Here is a 19137-nt window from a genome sequence, read left to right on the forward strand (position 1 = left end):
GCTGGCGTGAGAGCGAGCCGCTAAAAAGTGAGCGGCGGCGGAGAGTTTATAGATGATAGGAAGGGCGGCGGCGCGCAGGCTCTTTCTATCATCTATCCTCTCTGCTCCGCGCTATCCCTCTTGCAAATGCGCTTCCACCATCCAGAGGTATTTGTCGATTCCGCGTGAAATCTCCGTGAAGATGTCGGCGGTGTCGGCGTCGGCGAGTTTTGTAGCGCGCTCTATAGCTTGGCGCGCGAGTTCGCCGAAATAAGCGAGCGCGTGGGACAGTTCTTCCACATGCTTGTGCCAGTGGATCGTGGCGAGCGGATACTCTGGCATGCTCGATCTCGCAGCCACCGCGCGGACGGTCCCTTCCGCCACGCCCCCGAATTGCACGATGCGCTCGGCGATGAGATCGACGTAAGCTTCCGTCTCCTCCGCTATCTCGTCGAAAAGCTCGTGCAGCGCGATGAAGTTCGGGCCTTTCACATTCCAATGCGCCTGCTTGGCTTGCAGCTTCAAGTCGATGCAATCCGCGAGCCGGTCTTGAAGCAGCGCCGCCACTTCCATGCGCACCCGTTCCGGCAAGTCGTTGCGGGAATACACCGCTATTTTAGTGTCTTCGTTCATAAATCCATCTTGCATTCGGTCCGAAGCGGAACGTTGGATTTATCGCGCTCAAAAAAGAACGGTGTGCAAAAAACCGCCGCCTCCGGCTTCCATGCGCGAGCGGAATTCCGTCGAAGATTGACGCAGTTTCAAAGGCAAATTTCCGCATCTGCCACCGGCGCTTTCCGACCGCAGCCGCAATTCCTCGCCGCACACTTGCGCCACGCGACGGCGCCAGACCTGAAAAAGCCCATGAATTGCAGGTTTCAGCAAAAAAAATCGAACCCGGCGGCTGTAAGACCTTGCCTTACGGAGCGAGCGAAGCTAAATTCTTCGCATTATGCATAAATTATATCATCAATCGGCGAAGGGCTTCACTCTCGTCGAAATCATGATCGTCGTGGCGATCATCGCATTGCTGGCAGCCATTGCCATCCCAAACTTCCTAGAAATTCAATAATTTAGGGTTGGCAATTATTGACGAGCAACATCGTTTTGGTGTGGAGCAGCGTTCAAAACTATGGCAAAAAAATGATATTCCACCACATGTTTTGGTCATGACCGCTACTCCTATTCCACGAACACTTGCGATGAGTTTGTATGGCGACTTGGATATTTCAGTAATAGATGAGTTGCCACCAGGGAGAAAACCAATTCAAACCGTACATCGTTATGACAGCAACCGATTAAAAGTGTGGAAATTTATCAAGGATGAAATTGCCAAAGGTCGGCAAATCTATATTGTTTATCCGCTGATTCAGGAAAGTGAAACCATGGATTACAAGGATTTAATGGATGGTTACGAAAGCATTTCGAGAGATTTTCCTCCCGACGGTTCGGGACCACAATACAGCATTTCCATTGTTCACGGCAAAATGAAACCTGCCGATAAAGATGCAGAAATGAAACGCTTTTCCGAAGGGAAAACCAATATTATGGTAGCAACAACCGTGATTGAAGTTGGTGTAAATATCCCAAATGCGAGTGTAATGATTATTGAAAGCGCAGAGCGTTTTGGTTTGTCTCAACTTCACCAATTACGAGGTCGTGTGGGTCGCGGCGCAGAACAGAGTTATTGTATATTAATGACGTCGTTTAAATTATCGAGTGATAGTAAAGTACGATTAGAAACCATGTGTCAAACTAACGATGGTTTTGAGATTGCCGAAGTAGATTTGAAACTTCGTGGTCCGGGCGATATTATGGGGAAACAACAAAGCGGTATTTTACAACTTCAAATTGCTGATTTAGTCAGAGACAGGGATATTTTGATGGTGGCAAGAAATGAGGCATTAAAACTTTTGAAGAAAGATCCGTCAATGACTTTGCCTGAACATCAAACGCTAAGAAATGTTTTTATTGAACTTTCGAAAAAGAAAAACATTTGGAATTACATCAGTTAAAGTTCATGACAGTTCAAAGGAGGCAACTTCCGGATATTGTAGAACGTTCTCGCTAGCCCCGATGGGAGCAAGCTACCGTGTAGCGCGGACAGCGGGAGGATTCGTCCTGAAGACAAATGCAGCTGTGCTCCTAATTAAGAAAACTAACAAAAAACACTTCAAAACTTTCTTCCTGCGAGCATCATTGTTTATATTTGCACACTTAAATAGCACACATGAAGATTTCATACAATTGGTTAAAACAATTCATTAAAATAGATTTAAAATCAGAGGAAACAGCGACCTTACTAACTGATTTAGGTTTGGAAGTTGAAGTTGTTTGCAACTACCAATCGGTTCGTGGTGGTTTGGAAGGCGTTGTAGTAGGTCATGTTCTGACCTGTGAAAAACATCCCGATGCCGATAGATTAAACATCACTACCGTCGACCTTGGTGATGGAACTCCAGTTCAAATTGTTTGTGGGGCAAGTAATGTTGCAAAAGGACAAAAAGTACCTGTCGCCACTATTGGAACCAGATTATTTGACAAAGATGGTGTAGAATTCGAAATCAAAAAAGGAAAAATACGCGGACAGGAAAGTCACGGAATGATTTGTGCCGAAGACGAATTAGGTTTAGGAACGAGCCATGACGGAATCATGATTTTGGATGCTAATTTAAAACCGGGAACGCCTTGTGCCAAGGTTTTCAATATAGAGGATGACGAGGTTTTCGAAATTGGCTTAACGCCAAACCGTGCTGACGCTATGTCGCATTATGGTGTTGCAAGAGATTTACGCGCCAGTTTGTTGCAAAAAAACAGCAGCATTGAATTAATCACGCCGACGGTAAGTACGTTTAGAATTGACAAAAGAACACTCAAAATAGATGTTGATGTCAAGGATAGTAAGTTAGCGCCCAGATATTGTGGCGTTACCATTTCGGGTGTTACGGTAAAATCATCTCCCGCCTGGCTGCAAAACCGTTTGAAAGCTATTGGTTTGACTCCGAAAAACAATATCGTTGACGTTACTAATTATATTCTGCATGACTTAGGGCAGCCATTACACGCTTTTGACGCTGCGAAAATCAACGGAAAAATTATTGTGAGAACAGTGGAGGCCGGAACAAAATTCATAACGTTAGACGATGTGGAAAGAACCCTGCACGAAGAAGACTTAATGATTTGTGACGAAAAGGGGCCACTTTGCATAGCTGGTGTTTTTGGTGGTAAAAGCTCCGGAGTTACCGAAACCACGAATTCTATTTTCCTTGAAAGTGCATATTTCAATCCGATAAGCGTTAGAAAATCGGCAAAAAGACATGCTTTGAATACCGATGCTTCTTTCCGTTTTGAAAGAGGAATTGATCCGAATATCACTGAATTTGCCTTGAAACGTGCAGCACTTTTAATTAAAGAAGTTGCCGGTGGCGAAATCACATCTGATATTGTTGATATATATCCCAAAAAAATCGAAGACTTTCCTGTATTTCTGAATTTTGATAAAACTGCCAAATTGATTGGTCAAGAGCTGCCAAAGGAAACCATTAAGAAAATTTTGGCTTCTTTAGATATTAAGGTAAACAGTGTTTCCGATGCGGGTTTAGGGTTGATAATTCCTTCGTATCGTGTAGATGTGCAGCGTGAAGTTGATGTTATTGAAGAAATCCTTCGCGTCTACGGCTACAACAATATCAATTTTACAAAAAAACTGAATGCAACGGTTGCCAATTCAGCAAGAACGGAAGATCATAAAGTTCAGAATATTATTGCTACGCAGTTAAATTCTCTTGGTTTTCACGAAATGATGGCCAACTCTTTGACAACGCCGGAATATATAAAATTATCCGAAATGTTGAAAGAAGAATACAACGTAATGATGTTAAATCCATTGAGTCATGATTTATCGGCAATGCGCCAATCGTTGTTGTTCTCAGGTTTAGAAGCTGTGTCGTATAATATCAACAGGAAAAATTCGGATTTGAAGTTGTTTGAATTTGGAAAAACCTATCACAAATTACCTTCAGGCTATAACGAGCCTAAGCATTTGACACTTTTTGTAACCGGAAACAGGATTTCAGAAAGTTGGACCACCGCTGAAAAACCATCGGATTTCTTTTTGTTTAAAGGCTTTGTAGATTCCGTTTTAAATCGTTTAGGCGTTTGCAAAATCCAAAACAAACCTGTTGAATCGGATGTGTTTGCAGAAGGAATAACCATTGTTTGCGGTAACGATACTTTGGTTGAATTTGGAACCGTTAAAAAATCTATTCTAAAACATTTTGACATTAAGCAGGAAGTTTTCTTCGCTGACTTCAACTGGAATCTGATTTTGAAATCAATTAGCAATAAAATAAAGTTTACCGATATACCGAAATATCCTGAAGTACGCCGGGACTTGGCGCTATTAGTTGACAATACTGTTGCTTTTGACACTATTTATACAATTGCACGTCAAACGGAAAAAGGGTTGCTAAAAGACATCAATTTATTTGATGTGTATGAAGGTAAAAACCTGCCGGATGGTAAGAAGTCGTATGCCGTAAGTTTCACGCTGCAAGACAACACCAAAACTTTAACCGAAGAGCAGATTGACAAAATCATGAGCAAGCTTCAGAAGAATTTAGAGGCTGAAATTGGTGCGAGTTTGAGGCAATAACATAATACTAGAGGCGGGATAACCGAACCATTACCACATTAACCAGCTTCAATCGTCTGGTTTTTTTATGTTTGTGGTGAAGTCCTCTTCCGAAGGAAACTAGTTCTCTAAATAAAGAAGTGAGTTCTCTTTTGTAAGCCTTCAATTCACTTTTTAGAGAATGTAATCCCTTCCGAGGTCAATGCATTCTCTGAATTACAGATTGCAATCTCTTCCGAACGAATAGCATTTACTTATCCAGAGATATGATATCCCTTAATTACTCATTGCAATGTCTCATGAAGTGAATGCATTCCCTTATTTACTGATTGCAATCCCTTATTTTTGAAATGATAACTCTTCAGAGGTGATTGCATTGTCTTCCGAAGGGATAGCAGCTAAATATTGTCACATAAAAAAGTCTCCCAAACCAAAAAAGGAGACTTTTTCATTTACACTAAATAGTTTCGAAGTACAAGTATAAATTATGATTTTGGGGTAACTACAGCGTCAATAACATGAATGACACCATTAGACTGATTTACGTCGGCAATAGTAACTTTCGCGCTATTACCGTTTTCATCTGTCAAATAAAGGTTTGAACCTTTCATCCAGGCGGTTAACGTTCCACCGCTAACTGTTTTCAAAGTTGCTTTTCCTTTTCCTGCTTTTATAGCTGCAGCAATATCAGACGAACTCATTTTCCCGGCTACTACGTGGTAGGTTAAAATGGTTTGCAATAATTTGAGATTTTCCGGTTTTAATAATGTTTCTACTGTTCCTTTTGGCAATTTGTCAAAAGCGGCATTTGTTGGGGCAAACACGGTGAAAGGACCTTTTGATTGTAATGTTTCAACTAATCCTGCTGCTTTTACGGCTGCAACTAATGTGGTGTGGTCTTTAGAGTTCACTGCATTTTCAACAATGTTTTTTGATGGATACATTGGAGCACCTCCAACGGTTACAGTTTTCTCTTTTTGGGCAAAAATGGATGTTGTTGCAAAAATGGTCAAGGCAAAAAAGGCAGTAGTTAAAAAATTTCTAGTTTTCATAATTATTATTTTAAAAGTTATATAGCCATTTACGCCAGTACTTTGTTTATGGTTTTTGTAAAGATGATATTTTTTAAAAAATTAACATTGTAGTAATAAAATTAATCGGTCTTTAAATTTTATAAACAAAAAACTCCCGACTTTCATCGGGAGTTTCTATTTAATAAGAAATCAGAAAATTATTTTTTCTCTTTCTTTTCCATTTTTGCTTTTAATCCGGCAAGGATTTCATTGTTATCTCCAAGAGTCTGAGCAGGAGCATTGTTATTAGAAGCTACTGATTCAGCAACTGCCTTAACATTTTTCTCTTCTTCTTCTCTAAAGATAGCGGTGTGAGAGGCTACAACTCTTTTGAATTCTTTGTTGAACTCAATAACTTTAAAGTCAGCTACTTCACCTTTTTTCAATTTCTTACCGTCTTCTTTTTCTAAGTGACGTGTTGGGATAAACGCAACAACATCATCGCCGAAATCTACAGTAGCTCCTTTGTCAACAATCTCAGCGATAGTTCCGTTGTGGATAGTTCCAACAGCGTAAGCTTCTTCGTGTTTGTCCCAAGGATTAGCAGTAGTTTGTTTATGACCTAACGATAATTTACGTCCGTCAACATTCAACTCTAATACTACTACATCTAATTTATCACCAACATTTACAAATTCTGATGGATGTTTGATTTTCTTAGTCCAAGATAAATCTGAGATGTAAACCAACCCGTCAATACCTTCTTCTAATTCAACAAAAATTCCAAAATTTGTAAAGTTTCTAACGATACCTGTGTGTTTAGAACCAACAGGATATTTAGCTGTGATATCTGTCCATGGATCTTGCGTCAATTGCTTAATACCTAAAGACATTTTTCTATCGTCTCTGTCTAAAGTTAAGATAACTGCTTCAACAATATCGCCAACTTTTACGAAATCCTGAGCCGAACGCAAGTGCGTAGACCAAGACATTTCAGAAACGTGGATTAAACCTTCAACACCTTCAGCTACTTCAATAAATGCACCGTAATCAGCGATTACAACTACTTTACCTTTCACTTTGTCTCCGATAGCTAATTTAGAATCAAGAGCATCCCAAGGGTGAGCGTTTAATTGTTTTAAACCTAATTGAATTCTTGTTTTCTCATCATCAAAATCAAGGATTACAACGTTTAATTTTTGATCTAATTCAAGAACTTCACTTGGGTGGTTGATTCTTGACCAAGAAAGGTCAGTAATGTGGATTAATCCATCAACACCACCAAGATCAATAAACACACCGTAAGAAGTAATGTTTTTAACAACACCTTCTAATACTTGTCCTTTTTCTAATTGACCAATGATTTCTTTTTTCTGAACTTCGATATCCGCTTCGATAAGCGCTTTGTGCGAAACAACAACGTTCTTGAATTCGTGGTTAATTTTCACCACTTTGAATTCCATCATTTTGTTTACATATACATCGTAATCACGGATTGGTTTCACATCAATTTGTGAACCTGGTAAGAATGCTTCAATTCCGAAAACATCTACAATCATACCACCTTTAGTTCTACATTTAACAAAACCTGTAACAATTTCACCTGTTTCGTTTGCAGAAATAACTCTATCCCATGATTTGATAGTTCTTGCTTTTCTGTGAGATAATACCAATTGACCTGTTTTGTCCTCACGGATGTCAATCAATACTTCAACTTTGTCACCCACTTTTAAAGCTGGGTTGTAACGGAATTCATTCAATGAAATTACACCTTCTGATTTCGCGTTAATGTCAACAATTGCGTCTCTGTCAGTAATTCTAACCACAACACCTTCTACTACTTCTTCCTGATCTGTTGAGATAAAAGTTTTAGTAACTAATTCCTCAAACTCTTGTAGGTTTTTCTCATCTACAGGATCAATTCCTTCTGAGTAATTGTGCCAGTTAAAATCTGTTAAAAACTCTTGTTGTTCTTTGTTTAATACAGCCATGCTGATAAAATAATTTGTATGCTATGTTCTTCGAGTTTCTGGATGCGATAAAAACACAACAGTGTTTATATATAAATGTTTGATACCTAATGGAAACTCTTCTTCGCCAAAAGGTTGGCAAAAGTAAGCATAATTTCTTAATTACAAAATATTTTTGTCGAGAAAAAAGAGCAAAGAAGCAAGAAAAAAGATTTGATAATGTCATTCGGGGAGCGAAGCAATCAGGAGCGAATGGTTCGGGCATTCTTGGTTTCCATATTCCCGCTATCCGCGCTACATGGTTGCTGCTGCAACCTGCCTGCCGGCAGGCAGGTCGGGGGGCTAGATCAGATTTTCATTGAATTTTTGGAAACAAAAAAAGACCTGACAGGTTTTGGAAACCTCTCAGGTCAATTATAAAAATAAACTTGCTAGTGACTCACATTCGCGACGGCATTCGGATCATGTTTGTGCTTAAACATTACGGCGAACAATACCGCAATGACTAAAGCGTAGCCCGCAAAAGAAAGCCAGATATTATGCCAGTCTTTTACTCCATCATGTACAAAATAAGTGTCAATAATTATTCCGCTCAATTTGCTTCCACCGTATGCGCCAAATCCATTAGTCATCATCATGAATAATCCCTGAGCCGAAGAGCGGATTTTAGAATCAGTTGTAGTTTCAATAAATAAAGAACCTGAAATATTAAAGAAATCAAATGCCATTCCATAAACAATACAAGACAATATAATCATCCATAATCCATCAGACGGGTTTCCATAAGAGAATAATCCAAAACGTAAAACCCATGCCAACATTGAAATCAACATTACCTGTTTGATTCCAAATCGTTTTAAGAAGAATGGAATAGCCAAAATAAATAGTGTTTCAGAAATTTGTGAAATTGATAGTATAACAGTGGAATATTTGACTCCAAATGAATCTGCATATTCGGGTATGCTCTCAAAATTCGATAAAAAAGAATCTCCATACATATTGGTTAACTGTAGCGCTGCTCCAAGAAACATTGAGAAGATAAAAAATAACGCCATCTTATACGTTCCGAATAGTTTAAAAGCATCTAATCCAAGCTTCTGAATCAAAGTAGCGTCTTTTGCGATTAATTTTTGTGGCGGACATTTTGGTAACGTAAACGAATAAATCCCCAAAATAATAGCGAAAACTGCGGCAATATAAAACTGATTTGCAGAAGCTTTATTCCCTGATAGATTTGTTACCCACATCGCAATAATAAATCCAATTGTTCCCCATACTCTAATTGGTGGGAACTCTTTCAGCACATCAAATTTGTTATTTTTTAAGATAGTATAGGCAATAGAGTTAGATAATGAAATTGTAGGCATATAAAAAATCATCGCCAATAAAACAACATAGTAAAACATATTTGGTTCTACAACCGACGGAAGGTAAAGTAAAACCAATCCGTATAAAACATGTAGAATTCCATACAGCCTTTCGGCATTGATATATTTATCAGCAATTATTCCCGTTATTGCGGGCATAAATATCGAAGAAATTGCAAGGGTGGAAAAAATTGCGCCAAATTCTGAAAAAGTCCATCCTTTTGCATTTATGCAATAAGTCCCAATTGTGATCAACCACGCTCCCCAAACAAAGAATTGAAGAAAACTCATTACTGTCAATCTGAATTTTATACTCATAAAATAGTTTTGATTTAGTTAAATAGAACGTAAATCTACTATTTAAATCGGGAAAAACAAATAGTTACAACGATTTCGTTACTTCTTCCACCATTTCCAAAACAGCAGAGAATTGTTCCTCGCGGGTGAGATAGGAATTGTCAATTTCAATAGCATCGTCGGCTTTCCTAAGTGGAGAATCATCACGATGCGTATCAATATAATCGCGACCTTCAACATTTTTCAAAACTTCCTCAAAAGTAACACTTTGCCCTTTATTATTAAGCTCTTCAAAACGTCTTTGGGCACGTGTTTCTGAACTCGCCGTCATGAAAACCTTTAGGTCCGCTTTTGGGAAAACTACTGTTCCAATATCGCGGCCATCCATTACGATGCCTTTTCCTCTTCCCATTTCCTGCTGTTGCTCTACCAATTTAGCACGAACCTCAGAAACCTCTGCCACCAGGCTTACAAAATTGGAAACATCAAGCGTTCTGATTTCCCTTTCTACATTGACATTATTCAGATACATTTCTCCAAAGCCCAAGTCAGGATTGAATTCAAAATGCAATTTTATGGAAGGCAAACTATTTATTAAGGTTTGTTTATCAAAAAATTCCGCCATTATATAACCATTTTCCATTGCGAAAAAAGTCACAGCCCGATACATAGCTCCAGTGTCAACGTATACATAGCCTAAATATTTGGCCAATTGTTTGGCTAAAGTGCTTTTACCTGTAGAAGAAAATCCGTCAATGGCAATGGTAATCTTTTTCAAAATTTTAAATTTAGTTTAATATCGGTTGCCCGAAAAATCTATCGTTAATCCAAACAAACTGGTATTGGCTGCTAATGTATATCGTGAATAAGAATAATTAAGTTTCAAATTTCCCATTTTTAATCCAAAACCAACCGAAATTCCTGAGAAATTTCGTTGCTCCAAGATACGCAATTCTTCGGCTCTTCTAAAATTATAACCTACTCTCAGGTTAAATCCTTTATCGGGGAATAATTCAGCACCAATAATAACATGACGTAAAGCATTTCCAAAAATAGAAACTTTTTCAGGAGTTGAACCTCCATCTAACGAACCTTGTGCCCTATTGGGATTAGCAAAAGCCAATTGCCATTGCTGCATGTTTTCCAAAGTTACGTGCCAACGAATTGGAACATTTTCCATCAATTGCGAAACACCAATCAGAACTTCTAATGGTAATTTTTCACGTGTGTCTGCATAGGTTGTGATTTGTGTCCCGATGTTTCGAATAGATATAGCCCAATTTACATCGTTGCGGGTATCAATAAACATAGCGCCAATATCGACCGCGGCTCCAAATGAATTATAGCTTTCTAAGGTGGAATTAATTAATTTAGCATTAGCTCCCACATAAAAATCAGAATTTGGAATATTATAGCCATAACCAAAAGTTAAGGCGATTTCACTTCCCGTAAAACTTGATGTTTGCTGTCCATTTTCGTCATAACCATCAAATTTCCCGTAATTTACATAGTTCACGCCTCCAAAAAAGGTTTGCACATGCCGGTCATAAGTGTAAGCATAAGAAGCAGTTCCATAGGTAACTTCTCCAAAATAACTTCCATAATTTAAGGAAAGCTTGTTATCCATTTCCGGATTAATATTGGCCGGATTAAAATGTGCCTGATTGACATCGCTGTCGTAAAGTGTAATTACTTTTCCGCCTAAAGCCGCTTGTCTTGGTGACGTCACTAAATTCAGAAATTGGTATATTGACTTTCCTCCAACTTGGCCGAAACCAACCAAATTAGTGAGACAAAATCCAATACAAATTGCTTTTTTTAACATCAAAAAATGACTTATGCTATATACTATAACGGAAATGCGAAGATATTATTTTATATGGTATGAAAAAAAGTTAAACAAAAAAGGCATAAGTGTTATTTACTTATGCCTTACTTGGTATTTTTGAAAATATTTACAATTTTTTTGCGTTTTTTACTTTCTGATCCATCAACGCAAAATCAATAACTTCGCTCATTTCCTTTACATAATGAAATGTTAGCCCTTCAATATATTGCGCTTTGATTTCGTCAATATCACTCTTGTTTTCATGACACAAAATAATCTCTTTTATATTAGCTCTTTTGGCAGCCAAAATTTTCTCCTTGATTCCACCAACAGGCAATACTTTTCCACGCAGGGTTATTTCGCCGGTCATGGCTAAATTTTTCTTTATTTTCTTTTGGGTTAACAGAGAAACTAGCGAAGTCAGCATGGCAATTCCGGCACTCGGTCCGTCCTTTGGGGTTGCGCCTTCCGGAACATGTAAATGAATATTGTATTTTGAAATCATTTCCGATTCCAAACCAAAAGTCTCCGCATTTGATTTGATATATTCCATAGCGATGGTTGCGGATTCCTTCATTACATTTCCTAAATTCCCTGTCAAAGTCAAATGACCTTTGCCTGATGAAATCAAAGACTCAATAAATAATATATCGCCACCTACAGATGTCCAAGCCAAACCTGTTACCACTCCGGCTACATCATTGTTTTCTGATTTATCGCGCGCTAGTTTTGGTGCGCCTAAAATTTTCACAATATCTTCGTCAGTAACTTTTAAATTATACGCTTCTTCCATTGCGACTGATTTTGCAGCGTTTCGGATAACCTGAGCTAACTTTTGCTCCAAGTTTCTAACTCCTGATTCCCGGGTATAACCTTCAACAATTTTTTCCAATTGTTTTTTTCCAATAGTTAAATCCTTTGGTTTCAGTCCGTGTTCCTTCATTTGCTTTGGAAACAAATGCTGACGGGCGATTTCTACTTTTTCCTCTATGGTGTAGCCAGACATTTTGATCACTTCCATCCTGTCTTTCAAAGCCGGTTGTATGGTTGCCATATTATTGGAAGTTGCAATAAACATTACTTTAGACAAATCATATCCCATTTCCAGGAAATTATCATAGAAATCACTGTTTTGTTCCGGATCTAAAACCTCAAGCAATGCCGATGATGGATCACCTTGATGCGAATTCGATAATTTATCAATCTCATCCAAAACAAAAACCGGATTGGAAGTTCCTGCTTTTTTCAAACTTTGAATAATTCTTCCGGGCATTGCTCCTATATAGGTTTTCCTATGGCCGCGTATTTCGGCTTCGTCTCGCAAACCACCAAGGGAGATTCGGATGTATTCTCTTCCTAACGCTTCTGCTATTGATTTTCCCACAGAAGTTTTTCCCACACCCGGAGGTCCGGTTAAACAGATTATCGGTGATTTCATATCATTTCGCAATTTTAACACAGCCAAATGTTCTATGATTCTTTTCTTAACATCTTCTAATCCAAAATGGTCTCGGTCGATGATTTTTTGCGCCCGTTTCAAATCAAAATTATCTTTTGAATAATGATTCCATGGAAGTTCTAAAAATAATTCCAAATAGTTTCTTTGAATACCAAAATCAGGCGCTTGTGGATTCATGCGCTGCATTTTGGTAATCTCCTTCTCAAAATGTTTTCCTGTTTTCAGATCCCAGGTTTTGGTTTTGGCTTTTTGACGCATTTCCTCTATTTCCTGCTCGTTTGAAACGCCACCCAATTCTTCCTGAATGGTTTTCATTTGTTGGTGCAGAAAATATTCCCGTTGTTGCTGGTCTAAATCAAAACGAACTTTAGATTGAATATCGTTCTTCAATTCCAGTTTTTGCAACTCAACGTTCATGTAGCGCAACGTTTCTAAAGCTCTTTCTTTTAGAGCATTCGTCATTAATAAATCCTGCTTTTCCTTAACCGTTAGATTCATGTTGGAAGAAACAAAATTGACTAAGAAAGATTGACTTTCTATATTTTTAATAGCAAAAGTGGCTTCGGTTGGAATATTTGGACTTTCTTTTATGATTTGAATTGCTAATTCTCTAGTCGAGTCAATTATTGCCTGAAATTCGGTATCGTGCTTACCCGGACGTTTTTCTTCAACTTCTTTTATGGTGGCTTTAAGATATGGCTTTTCAGAAGTAACGGCATCAATGGCAAAACGTTTTTTTCCTTGCAGAATAACGGTAATGTTTCCATCAGGCATTTTTAAAACACGGAGAATTTGTGCTACGGTTCCAACGGAATAAATATCATTCTTGGTTGGATCTTCATCTTCTTCATTTTTTTGAGCCACAACACCAATAATTTTATTTCCGGCGTTGGCATCATTAATAAGTTTGATGGATTTGTCCCGTCCTGCCGAAATGGGAATCACGACTCCCGGAAATAAAACGGTATTACGTAATGGTAGAATTGGCAATGAAGAGGGTAACTCCTCCTTATTCATTTCTTCCTCATCTTCGGGCGTTAAAAGGGGAATCAAATCGGTTTCAGTATCGAATTCCTGCAGTGACAAATTTTCGAAAGATATAATATTACGGATTGACATGGTGTGTAATTAAGTCAAATAGACATTAGAAATTATTCAATGCTAAACAAATGTAGAACATCTTTTTCATCTGATAAATTAAAATCGATGTATGACACTTGATTTTTGGTAAAATCGATATGTAAACAGATATTATCGACTAGCGCGCAGATAAGTCAAGTATTATGCCATAAAAAAATCCGCCAAAATGGCGGATTTTTTTTATTTTTTGTGTAATTATTATGGCGCAACCGTAAAGGTTACGTTATTTATAATGCCTTCTGTAATCTGTCTTACGTTTGAGGCACTTGACGAATTATAACCAGTAAAACTAAATGTTCCTGATATTTTTTTCGCTGCAACATCGTATTTTGTTATTGTCACTGTACCGGCAGATGTACTCGTTACTGAATTAAAAGAACTAAAAGCATTAGTTCCTGTCAAATCTTCAGTATATTGAAAAAACAATAAAGTTTCAAAATTGGTATTGGCAGTAAAAGTTCCCACTGCAGGATTAATCAACTGAATGCTCATGGATTTTCCGTTAGGCATCATACCGACAATATTTATTTCAGGACCAAAGGCAGAACCTGACAATTGAGCTATTATTTGTTGTGCATTAAAAACATCGCTTCCTATTTTTGCGGTAAAAGTACCTGCTCCGCCGCCGCCTGTGTGATTACCAAAATCATCTAAATTGATTGCACTATCAATTGGTTCTGTTTCACATGAACTGAAAGTGAAAGCGGTTAAAATCAAAAATATCCCTGCTAATAATTTTATATTTTTCATAACGGTTATTATAAATAAAGACCAAATATAATTTTTTTTGAAGTTATGACAATGCTTTTTTGGGAATTCTCAACAATAATAATAATCCCGCTAAGAAAAATATACCCAAAAATACAATAGCAAATCTTGGACTTCCTGTAATTTGGTCTATTAATCCATATACCATCATTCCGATAACGATACCTATTTTTTCGGAAACATCATAGAAACTGAAAAAAGAAGCGGTGTCTTTGGTTTCTGGCAAAAATTTAGAGTACGTAGATCTTCCCAATGACTGAATACCACCCATTACCAATCCGACGAAACTTGCCATAATATAAAACTCCATTGGTGTTGTAATAAAATAGGCAAATCCACAAAGCAAAAGCCAAAACGCATTGAGAAAAATCAACACATTTATATTTCCGAATTTTGCGGAAGCTTTTGAAGTTACTACCGCACCGGCAATGGCAATTAATTGAATCAAAAGTATACAGGTTATTAATCCGATCTGGCTTTCTTCGGGACTACTCCATTGAATTTCCTGTGCGCCAAAATAAGTCGCGATAAGCATCACGGTTTGAACCGCCATACTAAACACAAAAAAACTCAGTAAGTATCTCTTTAACGGAATTTCGGACTGCAACAATTTCCATACTTTCTTCAATTCTCTAAAGCCATTGAAGATAATTGATAAATTTACTTTCTCCTTATTTGAATTCCCTTTTGGCAGATAAAAATAAGTGTATTTACTAAAGACAATCCACCAAATACCAACCATCATAAAGGAATAGCGCATCGCTTTTATCGAGGCTGGATTTCCAATACTATCGGTAATGTGAAAAAGTGCCGGTTTCATTATCATCGCTAAGTTCACTACCAATAATATGACGCTGCCTATGTATCCTAATGAATAGCCTTTTGCACTAATTTTATCCTGCTGTTCCGGAAAGGCGATGTCGGGTAAATAGGAGTTGTAAAAAACCAAACTTCCCCAAAAACCAATCAATCCAAAAAAGTAAAATAGTAAGCCCAAACCAATATTAGCCAAATCAAAAAAATACAATCCGATGCATGATAAAGCTCCTATATAATTGAAGATACGCATAAAAATCTTTTTATTTCCCATATAATCCGCAATACCGGAAAGCAGCGGAGAGAAGATTGCTACACATAGAAAAGCGGCAGCAGTTACAAAACTAATCAGTGCGGAGTTTTTAAAACTATATCCTAACAGCGTAACATATTGATTGTTTTTATCAAACAAGGCGTTATAAAAAATTGGAAAAACTGCCGAAGCAATAACCAAACTGTAAACGGAATTTGCCCAATCATAGAAAGCCCAGGCGTTGAGTAATTTTGGATGACCTTTAGGAAGTATTGGCATAAAATGTCTTTAAAATAAAAAATCCCGATCTAAATCGGGATTAAATATAATCTTTTTATGAATTCAAATGTTATTTAAACGTTACGCCAAATTTCAGTGCTTCTGCTTTTGCCACGGGCACCAATTTTTTTAAGTTAGCAATCCTTGTTGCATCCGATGGGTGAGTACTTAAAAACTCAGGCGGCGCATTTCCCTTGGATTGTGCGGACATTCTCGACCAGAACACTACAGCCTGATCAGGATTGTAACCGGCAATTGCCATTAAGGTTAAACCAATTTGATCGGCTTCTGTTTCATGGCTTCTGCTAAAAGGCAGCATTCCACCAATTTCAGTTGCAGCTCCATAAGCAGTCAATGCAAGTTGTTGCGTTTCCTGGCTTTTTGATCCTGTAGCTATGGCAACTCCAGCTCCTCCAAGCTGTTGTAAAAGTCCCGCACTCATTCTTTGTTGACCGTGATTTGCCAAAGCGTGTGAAACCTCGTGTCCCAAAACGGTTGCTAAACCAGCATCATCTTTTGTAACCGGAAGAATTCCTGAATACACCACAATTTTTCCACCAGGCATACACCAGGCATTTACTTCTTTGTTCTCAACCAGGTTATATTCCCATTGATAATCTTTCAAATAGCCTTGATAACCATTTGCGTTCAGCCATTTTTCGGCTGCATTTTTTATCTTCGTACCTACATTTACTACCCGGTTGGCATCTGCAGTTCCTTTAACAACCTTATTTTCTTTTAAGAATGTTCCATATTGTGCAAATGCTGAAGGCAAAATTTCGCTATTTGGAACTAAAGCCAGTGTTTGTTTTCCCGTAAAAGGATTTTTAGAACACGATGTTGCCAAAGCTATTGCTATGGCTCCGGTAAATAAAATTCTATTTCTCATAATGTTTGGTTTAATTGAATCAAATTTAGGAAAATTTTAGGTACCAATTATATGTAATTCCGTGAAATCTTTATATAATATCAATGTGTTATCTCCATTAAACTGTAACGATTCCAATGAAATTTTTTCATTATCAATCTCGACTCTTTTTACTTTAAATGGCAAGCCTTTTAAATTGATTTTGAATTTAGTATAATGCGTTTCAAAAGTTCCTTCAGTATGCTGTTGAATAAAAAGTTCTTTTTCTTTTCCGTTTAACGTAAATGTACGCAACGAAAACCTGCCTTTATTGTAATCATAGCCATCCTGAGCATCTTCATAAACTGTGGATTTTTCTTTTCCTAATTTGTAATAAGCATCTAATGTCAATTCATCAAATTGTAACTCCCCAACATACTGCTGCACAGGATATTTCGGAATAATGGCGCCTTCTTTTATAAAAATCGGAATCTGATCAAAATCTGTTTTTATCCAAAGTTCTCTTTTTCCTTCTGTCAACTCGTCTGTCCAGTAGTTGTACCAATTTCCTTTTGGCAAATACATACGGCGGCCTTGGGCATTCGGCTCTAATATTGGGCAAACCATAATCTGATTTCCAAAAATAAACTCGTCCGTTCTGTAATGTGTGTGAAAATCTTCCTGGTCATAGTAAACCAAAGGTTTTAACATTGGTGTTCCTTCGTTGACATACTGCCAGAACATGGTGTACAAATAAGGCAACAATTGGTAGCGCAATTCGATAAACTTTCGGGTAATATCAATAACTTCTTCACCAAATGACCAAGGCTCCTGTTCACCGTGATCGCCCGAAGAATGGGTTCTGCAAAACGGATGAAAAACACCCAACTGTATCCATCTAGCGTATAATTCGCCCGAAGGCTGCTCTGCAAATCCACCAATATCAGAACCGGTGAAACCCATTCCTGACATTGACATCCGTTGCATTTGAATATTAGCAATCCATAAATGTTCCCAACTTGCGACGTTATCGCCAGTCCAGGAAGAAGTATAACGCTGCGCTCCGGAATAAGCCGAACGCGTAATGATAAATGGCCTTTTCGGATATGCAAATCGCTTCACACCTTCATAGGTTGCTCGAGCCATCTGTGTTCCGTAAATGTTATGTGCTTTTCGGTGACTGCATGGATTTCCATCATAATCATGGCGCACATCTGATGGGAAAGTTTTTCCGGGAACGTCCATTACTGCTGGCTCATTCATGTCATTCCAAACGCCTTTAACTCCTATTTCTGAAATCAATTCCTTAAATAATCCTGCCCACCATTCACGGACTTCCGGATTTGTATAATCCGGGAAATTGCATTCACCCGGCCAGACTTTTCCTTTCATAAATGGACCATCGGCGCGTTTACAGAAATAGTCATTCTTCAATGCTTCCTGATACACCCAATAATCTTTATCTATTTTGATTCCGGGATCGATGATAACAACGGTTTTGAAACCATCTTTAGCTAACTCGGCAACCATTCTTTTTGGTTCGGGAAAATATTCCTTGCTCCAGGTAAAGCAACGAAAGCCTTCCATATAATCGATGTCTAAATAAATAGCATCGCAAGGGATTTTCAAATCTCTAAATTTTTTAGTTACCTCTTTTACTTTACTCTCAGGATAATAACTCCATTTACATTGGTGATAACCCAAAGTCCACATAGGTGGCAATTCCGGTTTTCCGGTCAAATGTGTATACGTTGTAACTACATCGGCCATTTTTGGACCGTAGACAAAGTAGTAATTCATTTCGCCACCTTCAGCCCAAAAACTTGTGACGTTACGTTTCTCGTGACAGAAATCAAAAAAAGTTCTGAACGTATTGTCGAAGAAAACTCCATATGACTTGTTATGATGCAAGCCGATATAGAAAGGTACCACTTTATATAATGGTTCCTGATCTTTGTGAAATGCATATTGATCGGTGGCCCAATTTTCAACACGTTTCCCTTTTAGGTTTAAATGTGTTGGCTTGTCCCCCATTCCGTAAAAGCTTTCTCCGTCTTTCGACATCTTACTCATTTTTACAATGTTGCCACCATGCTCATAACTTTCTTCCCAGTGAAATCCAATTTCGTCTTCCAAAATCGCAAACCCATCAATATCGTGAATTGATATTTTCAAATTTTTCTTATTGACTTTACAGAAAACCTTGCTGGTTTTAATGAGATAAAAAGTGCTTTCTTCTACAACTTCAAGCTGGTTGTAACCATGAGATTGTGTTTTGTCAATTGCATACGAAAAATCATTGCTGAAATAGCCTTTCGTAGTGTAACGAAAACGTATTAAACTATCACGAAGGATTGTAACTTTTAAAATTACATTGTTATCAGTATTGAAATAAATGCTGTCAACATCCTGATTAAAACTAATTATTTTGGAAGGTGTTTGGTCACCTTTATGTTCAAGTTCCTGGTTGGTAATCATATTGGTTTTT

At 37.9% G+C, this 19137-nt stretch carries 14 protein-coding genes and 1 pseudogene; 4 read left to right on the forward strand and 11 right to left on the reverse strand.

Annotated elements, in window-relative coordinates:
* Window positions 1-111: 111 nt before the first annotated feature.
* Window positions 112-612, reverse strand: a complete 501-nt coding sequence (gene dps / locus Q0Q99_RS09990) for a DNA starvation/stationary phase protection protein Dps (RefSeq protein ID WP_293895144.1) — start codon at window positions 610-612, stop codon at window positions 112-114.
* A 319-nt stretch (window positions 613-931) separates the two neighbouring features.
* Between dps and Q0Q99_RS12905 the strand changes: the two genes are divergently transcribed.
* The 3 genes and pseudogenes from Q0Q99_RS12905 (at window position 932) to pheT (ending at window position 4633) form a co-directional block, all read left to right on the forward strand.
* The gene (locus tag Q0Q99_RS12905; protein WP_367175035.1) at window positions 932-1051 is read left to right on the forward strand and encodes a prepilin-type N-terminal cleavage/methylation domain-containing protein; all 120 of its coding nucleotides are present in this window, start codon (window positions 932-934) and stop codon (window positions 1049-1051) included.
* A pseudogene (locus Q0Q99_RS09995) lies at window positions 1041-1994 on the forward strand (ATP-dependent DNA helicase RecG); the annotation flags it as partial. The gene Q0Q99_RS12905 and the pseudogene Q0Q99_RS09995, both read left to right, overlap by 11 nt.
* Window positions 1995-2209: 215 nt before the next feature.
* Window positions 2210-4633, forward strand: a complete 2424-nt coding sequence (gene pheT, locus Q0Q99_RS10000; RefSeq protein ID WP_293895147.1) for a phenylalanine--tRNA ligase subunit beta — start codon at window positions 2210-2212, stop codon at window positions 4631-4633.
* A 464-nt stretch (window positions 4634-5097) separates the two neighbouring features.
* Here the strand turns inward: pheT and Q0Q99_RS10005 are convergent, their stop codons facing one another.
* Window positions 5098-5664, reverse strand: a complete 567-nt coding sequence (locus tag Q0Q99_RS10005; RefSeq protein ID WP_293895149.1) for a fasciclin domain-containing protein — start codon at window positions 5662-5664, stop codon at window positions 5098-5100.
* A gap of 179 nt (window positions 5665-5843) precedes the next feature.
* A complete protein-coding gene (gene rpsA / locus Q0Q99_RS10010) occupies window positions 5844-7616 on the reverse strand; it encodes a 30S ribosomal protein S1 (RefSeq protein WP_293895151.1) in 1773 nt (590 codons plus the stop codon).
* A gap of 89 nt (window positions 7617-7705) precedes the next feature.
* Between rpsA and Q0Q99_RS10015 the strand changes: the two genes are divergently transcribed.
* Complete coding sequence (locus Q0Q99_RS10015; protein WP_293895153.1) at window positions 7706-7957, forward strand: hypothetical protein; 252 nt, start codon at window positions 7706-7708, stop codon at window positions 7955-7957.
* Between the two features lie 69 nt (window positions 7958-8026).
* On the opposite strand, the gene Q0Q99_RS10020 is transcribed toward Q0Q99_RS10015, so the two are convergent.
* From Q0Q99_RS10020 to Q0Q99_RS10055, 8 genes are all read right to left on the reverse strand, one after another.
* Window positions 8027-9280 carry a nucleoside permease gene (locus tag Q0Q99_RS10020; RefSeq protein ID WP_293895155.1) on the reverse strand — a complete coding sequence of 418 codons (1254 nt, stop codon included), beginning with the start codon at window positions 9278-9280 and terminating at the stop codon, window positions 8027-8029.
* Between the two features lie 64 nt (window positions 9281-9344).
* Window positions 9345-10037, reverse strand: a complete 693-nt coding sequence (gene cmk, locus Q0Q99_RS10025) for a (d)CMP kinase (protein ID WP_293895158.1) — start codon at window positions 10035-10037, stop codon at window positions 9345-9347.
* Window positions 10038-10052: 15 nt separating this feature from the next.
* Window positions 10053-11084 (reverse strand): type IX secretion system protein PorQ, encoded by a 1032-nt coding sequence (gene porQ, locus Q0Q99_RS10030; protein ID WP_293895161.1) that lies wholly within the window; start codon window positions 11082-11084, stop codon window positions 10053-10055.
* Window positions 11085-11214: 130 nt separating this feature from the next.
* Window positions 11215-13665: an endopeptidase La gene (lon, locus tag Q0Q99_RS10035; RefSeq protein ID WP_293895164.1), complete on the reverse strand. Its 2451-nt coding sequence runs from the start codon at window positions 13663-13665 to the stop codon at window positions 11215-11217.
* A gap of 219 nt (window positions 13666-13884) precedes the next feature.
* Window positions 13885-14436, reverse strand: a complete 552-nt coding sequence (locus Q0Q99_RS10040) for a DUF6252 family protein (RefSeq protein WP_293895167.1) — start codon at window positions 14434-14436, stop codon at window positions 13885-13887.
* Window positions 14437-14479: 43 nt separating this feature from the next.
* Entirely contained in the window at window positions 14480-15802 is a 1323-nt protein-coding gene (locus tag Q0Q99_RS10045) for an MFS transporter (RefSeq protein WP_293895170.1), read from the reverse strand.
* 70 nt (window positions 15803-15872) lie between these two features.
* Window positions 15873-16691: a M48 family metallopeptidase gene (locus tag Q0Q99_RS10050; protein WP_293895173.1), complete on the reverse strand. Its 819-nt coding sequence runs from the start codon at window positions 16689-16691 to the stop codon at window positions 15873-15875.
* A gap of 36 nt (window positions 16692-16727) precedes the next feature.
* Entirely contained in the window at window positions 16728-19127 is a 2400-nt protein-coding gene (locus tag Q0Q99_RS10055) for a glycoside hydrolase family 31 protein (protein WP_293895176.1), read from the reverse strand.
* Between the last annotated feature and the right edge of the window lie 10 nt (window positions 19128-19137).

Source organism: Flavobacterium sp. (assembly GCF_025352425.1).
Taxonomy (GTDB): domain Bacteria; phylum Bacteroidota; class Bacteroidia; order Flavobacteriales; family Flavobacteriaceae; genus Flavobacterium.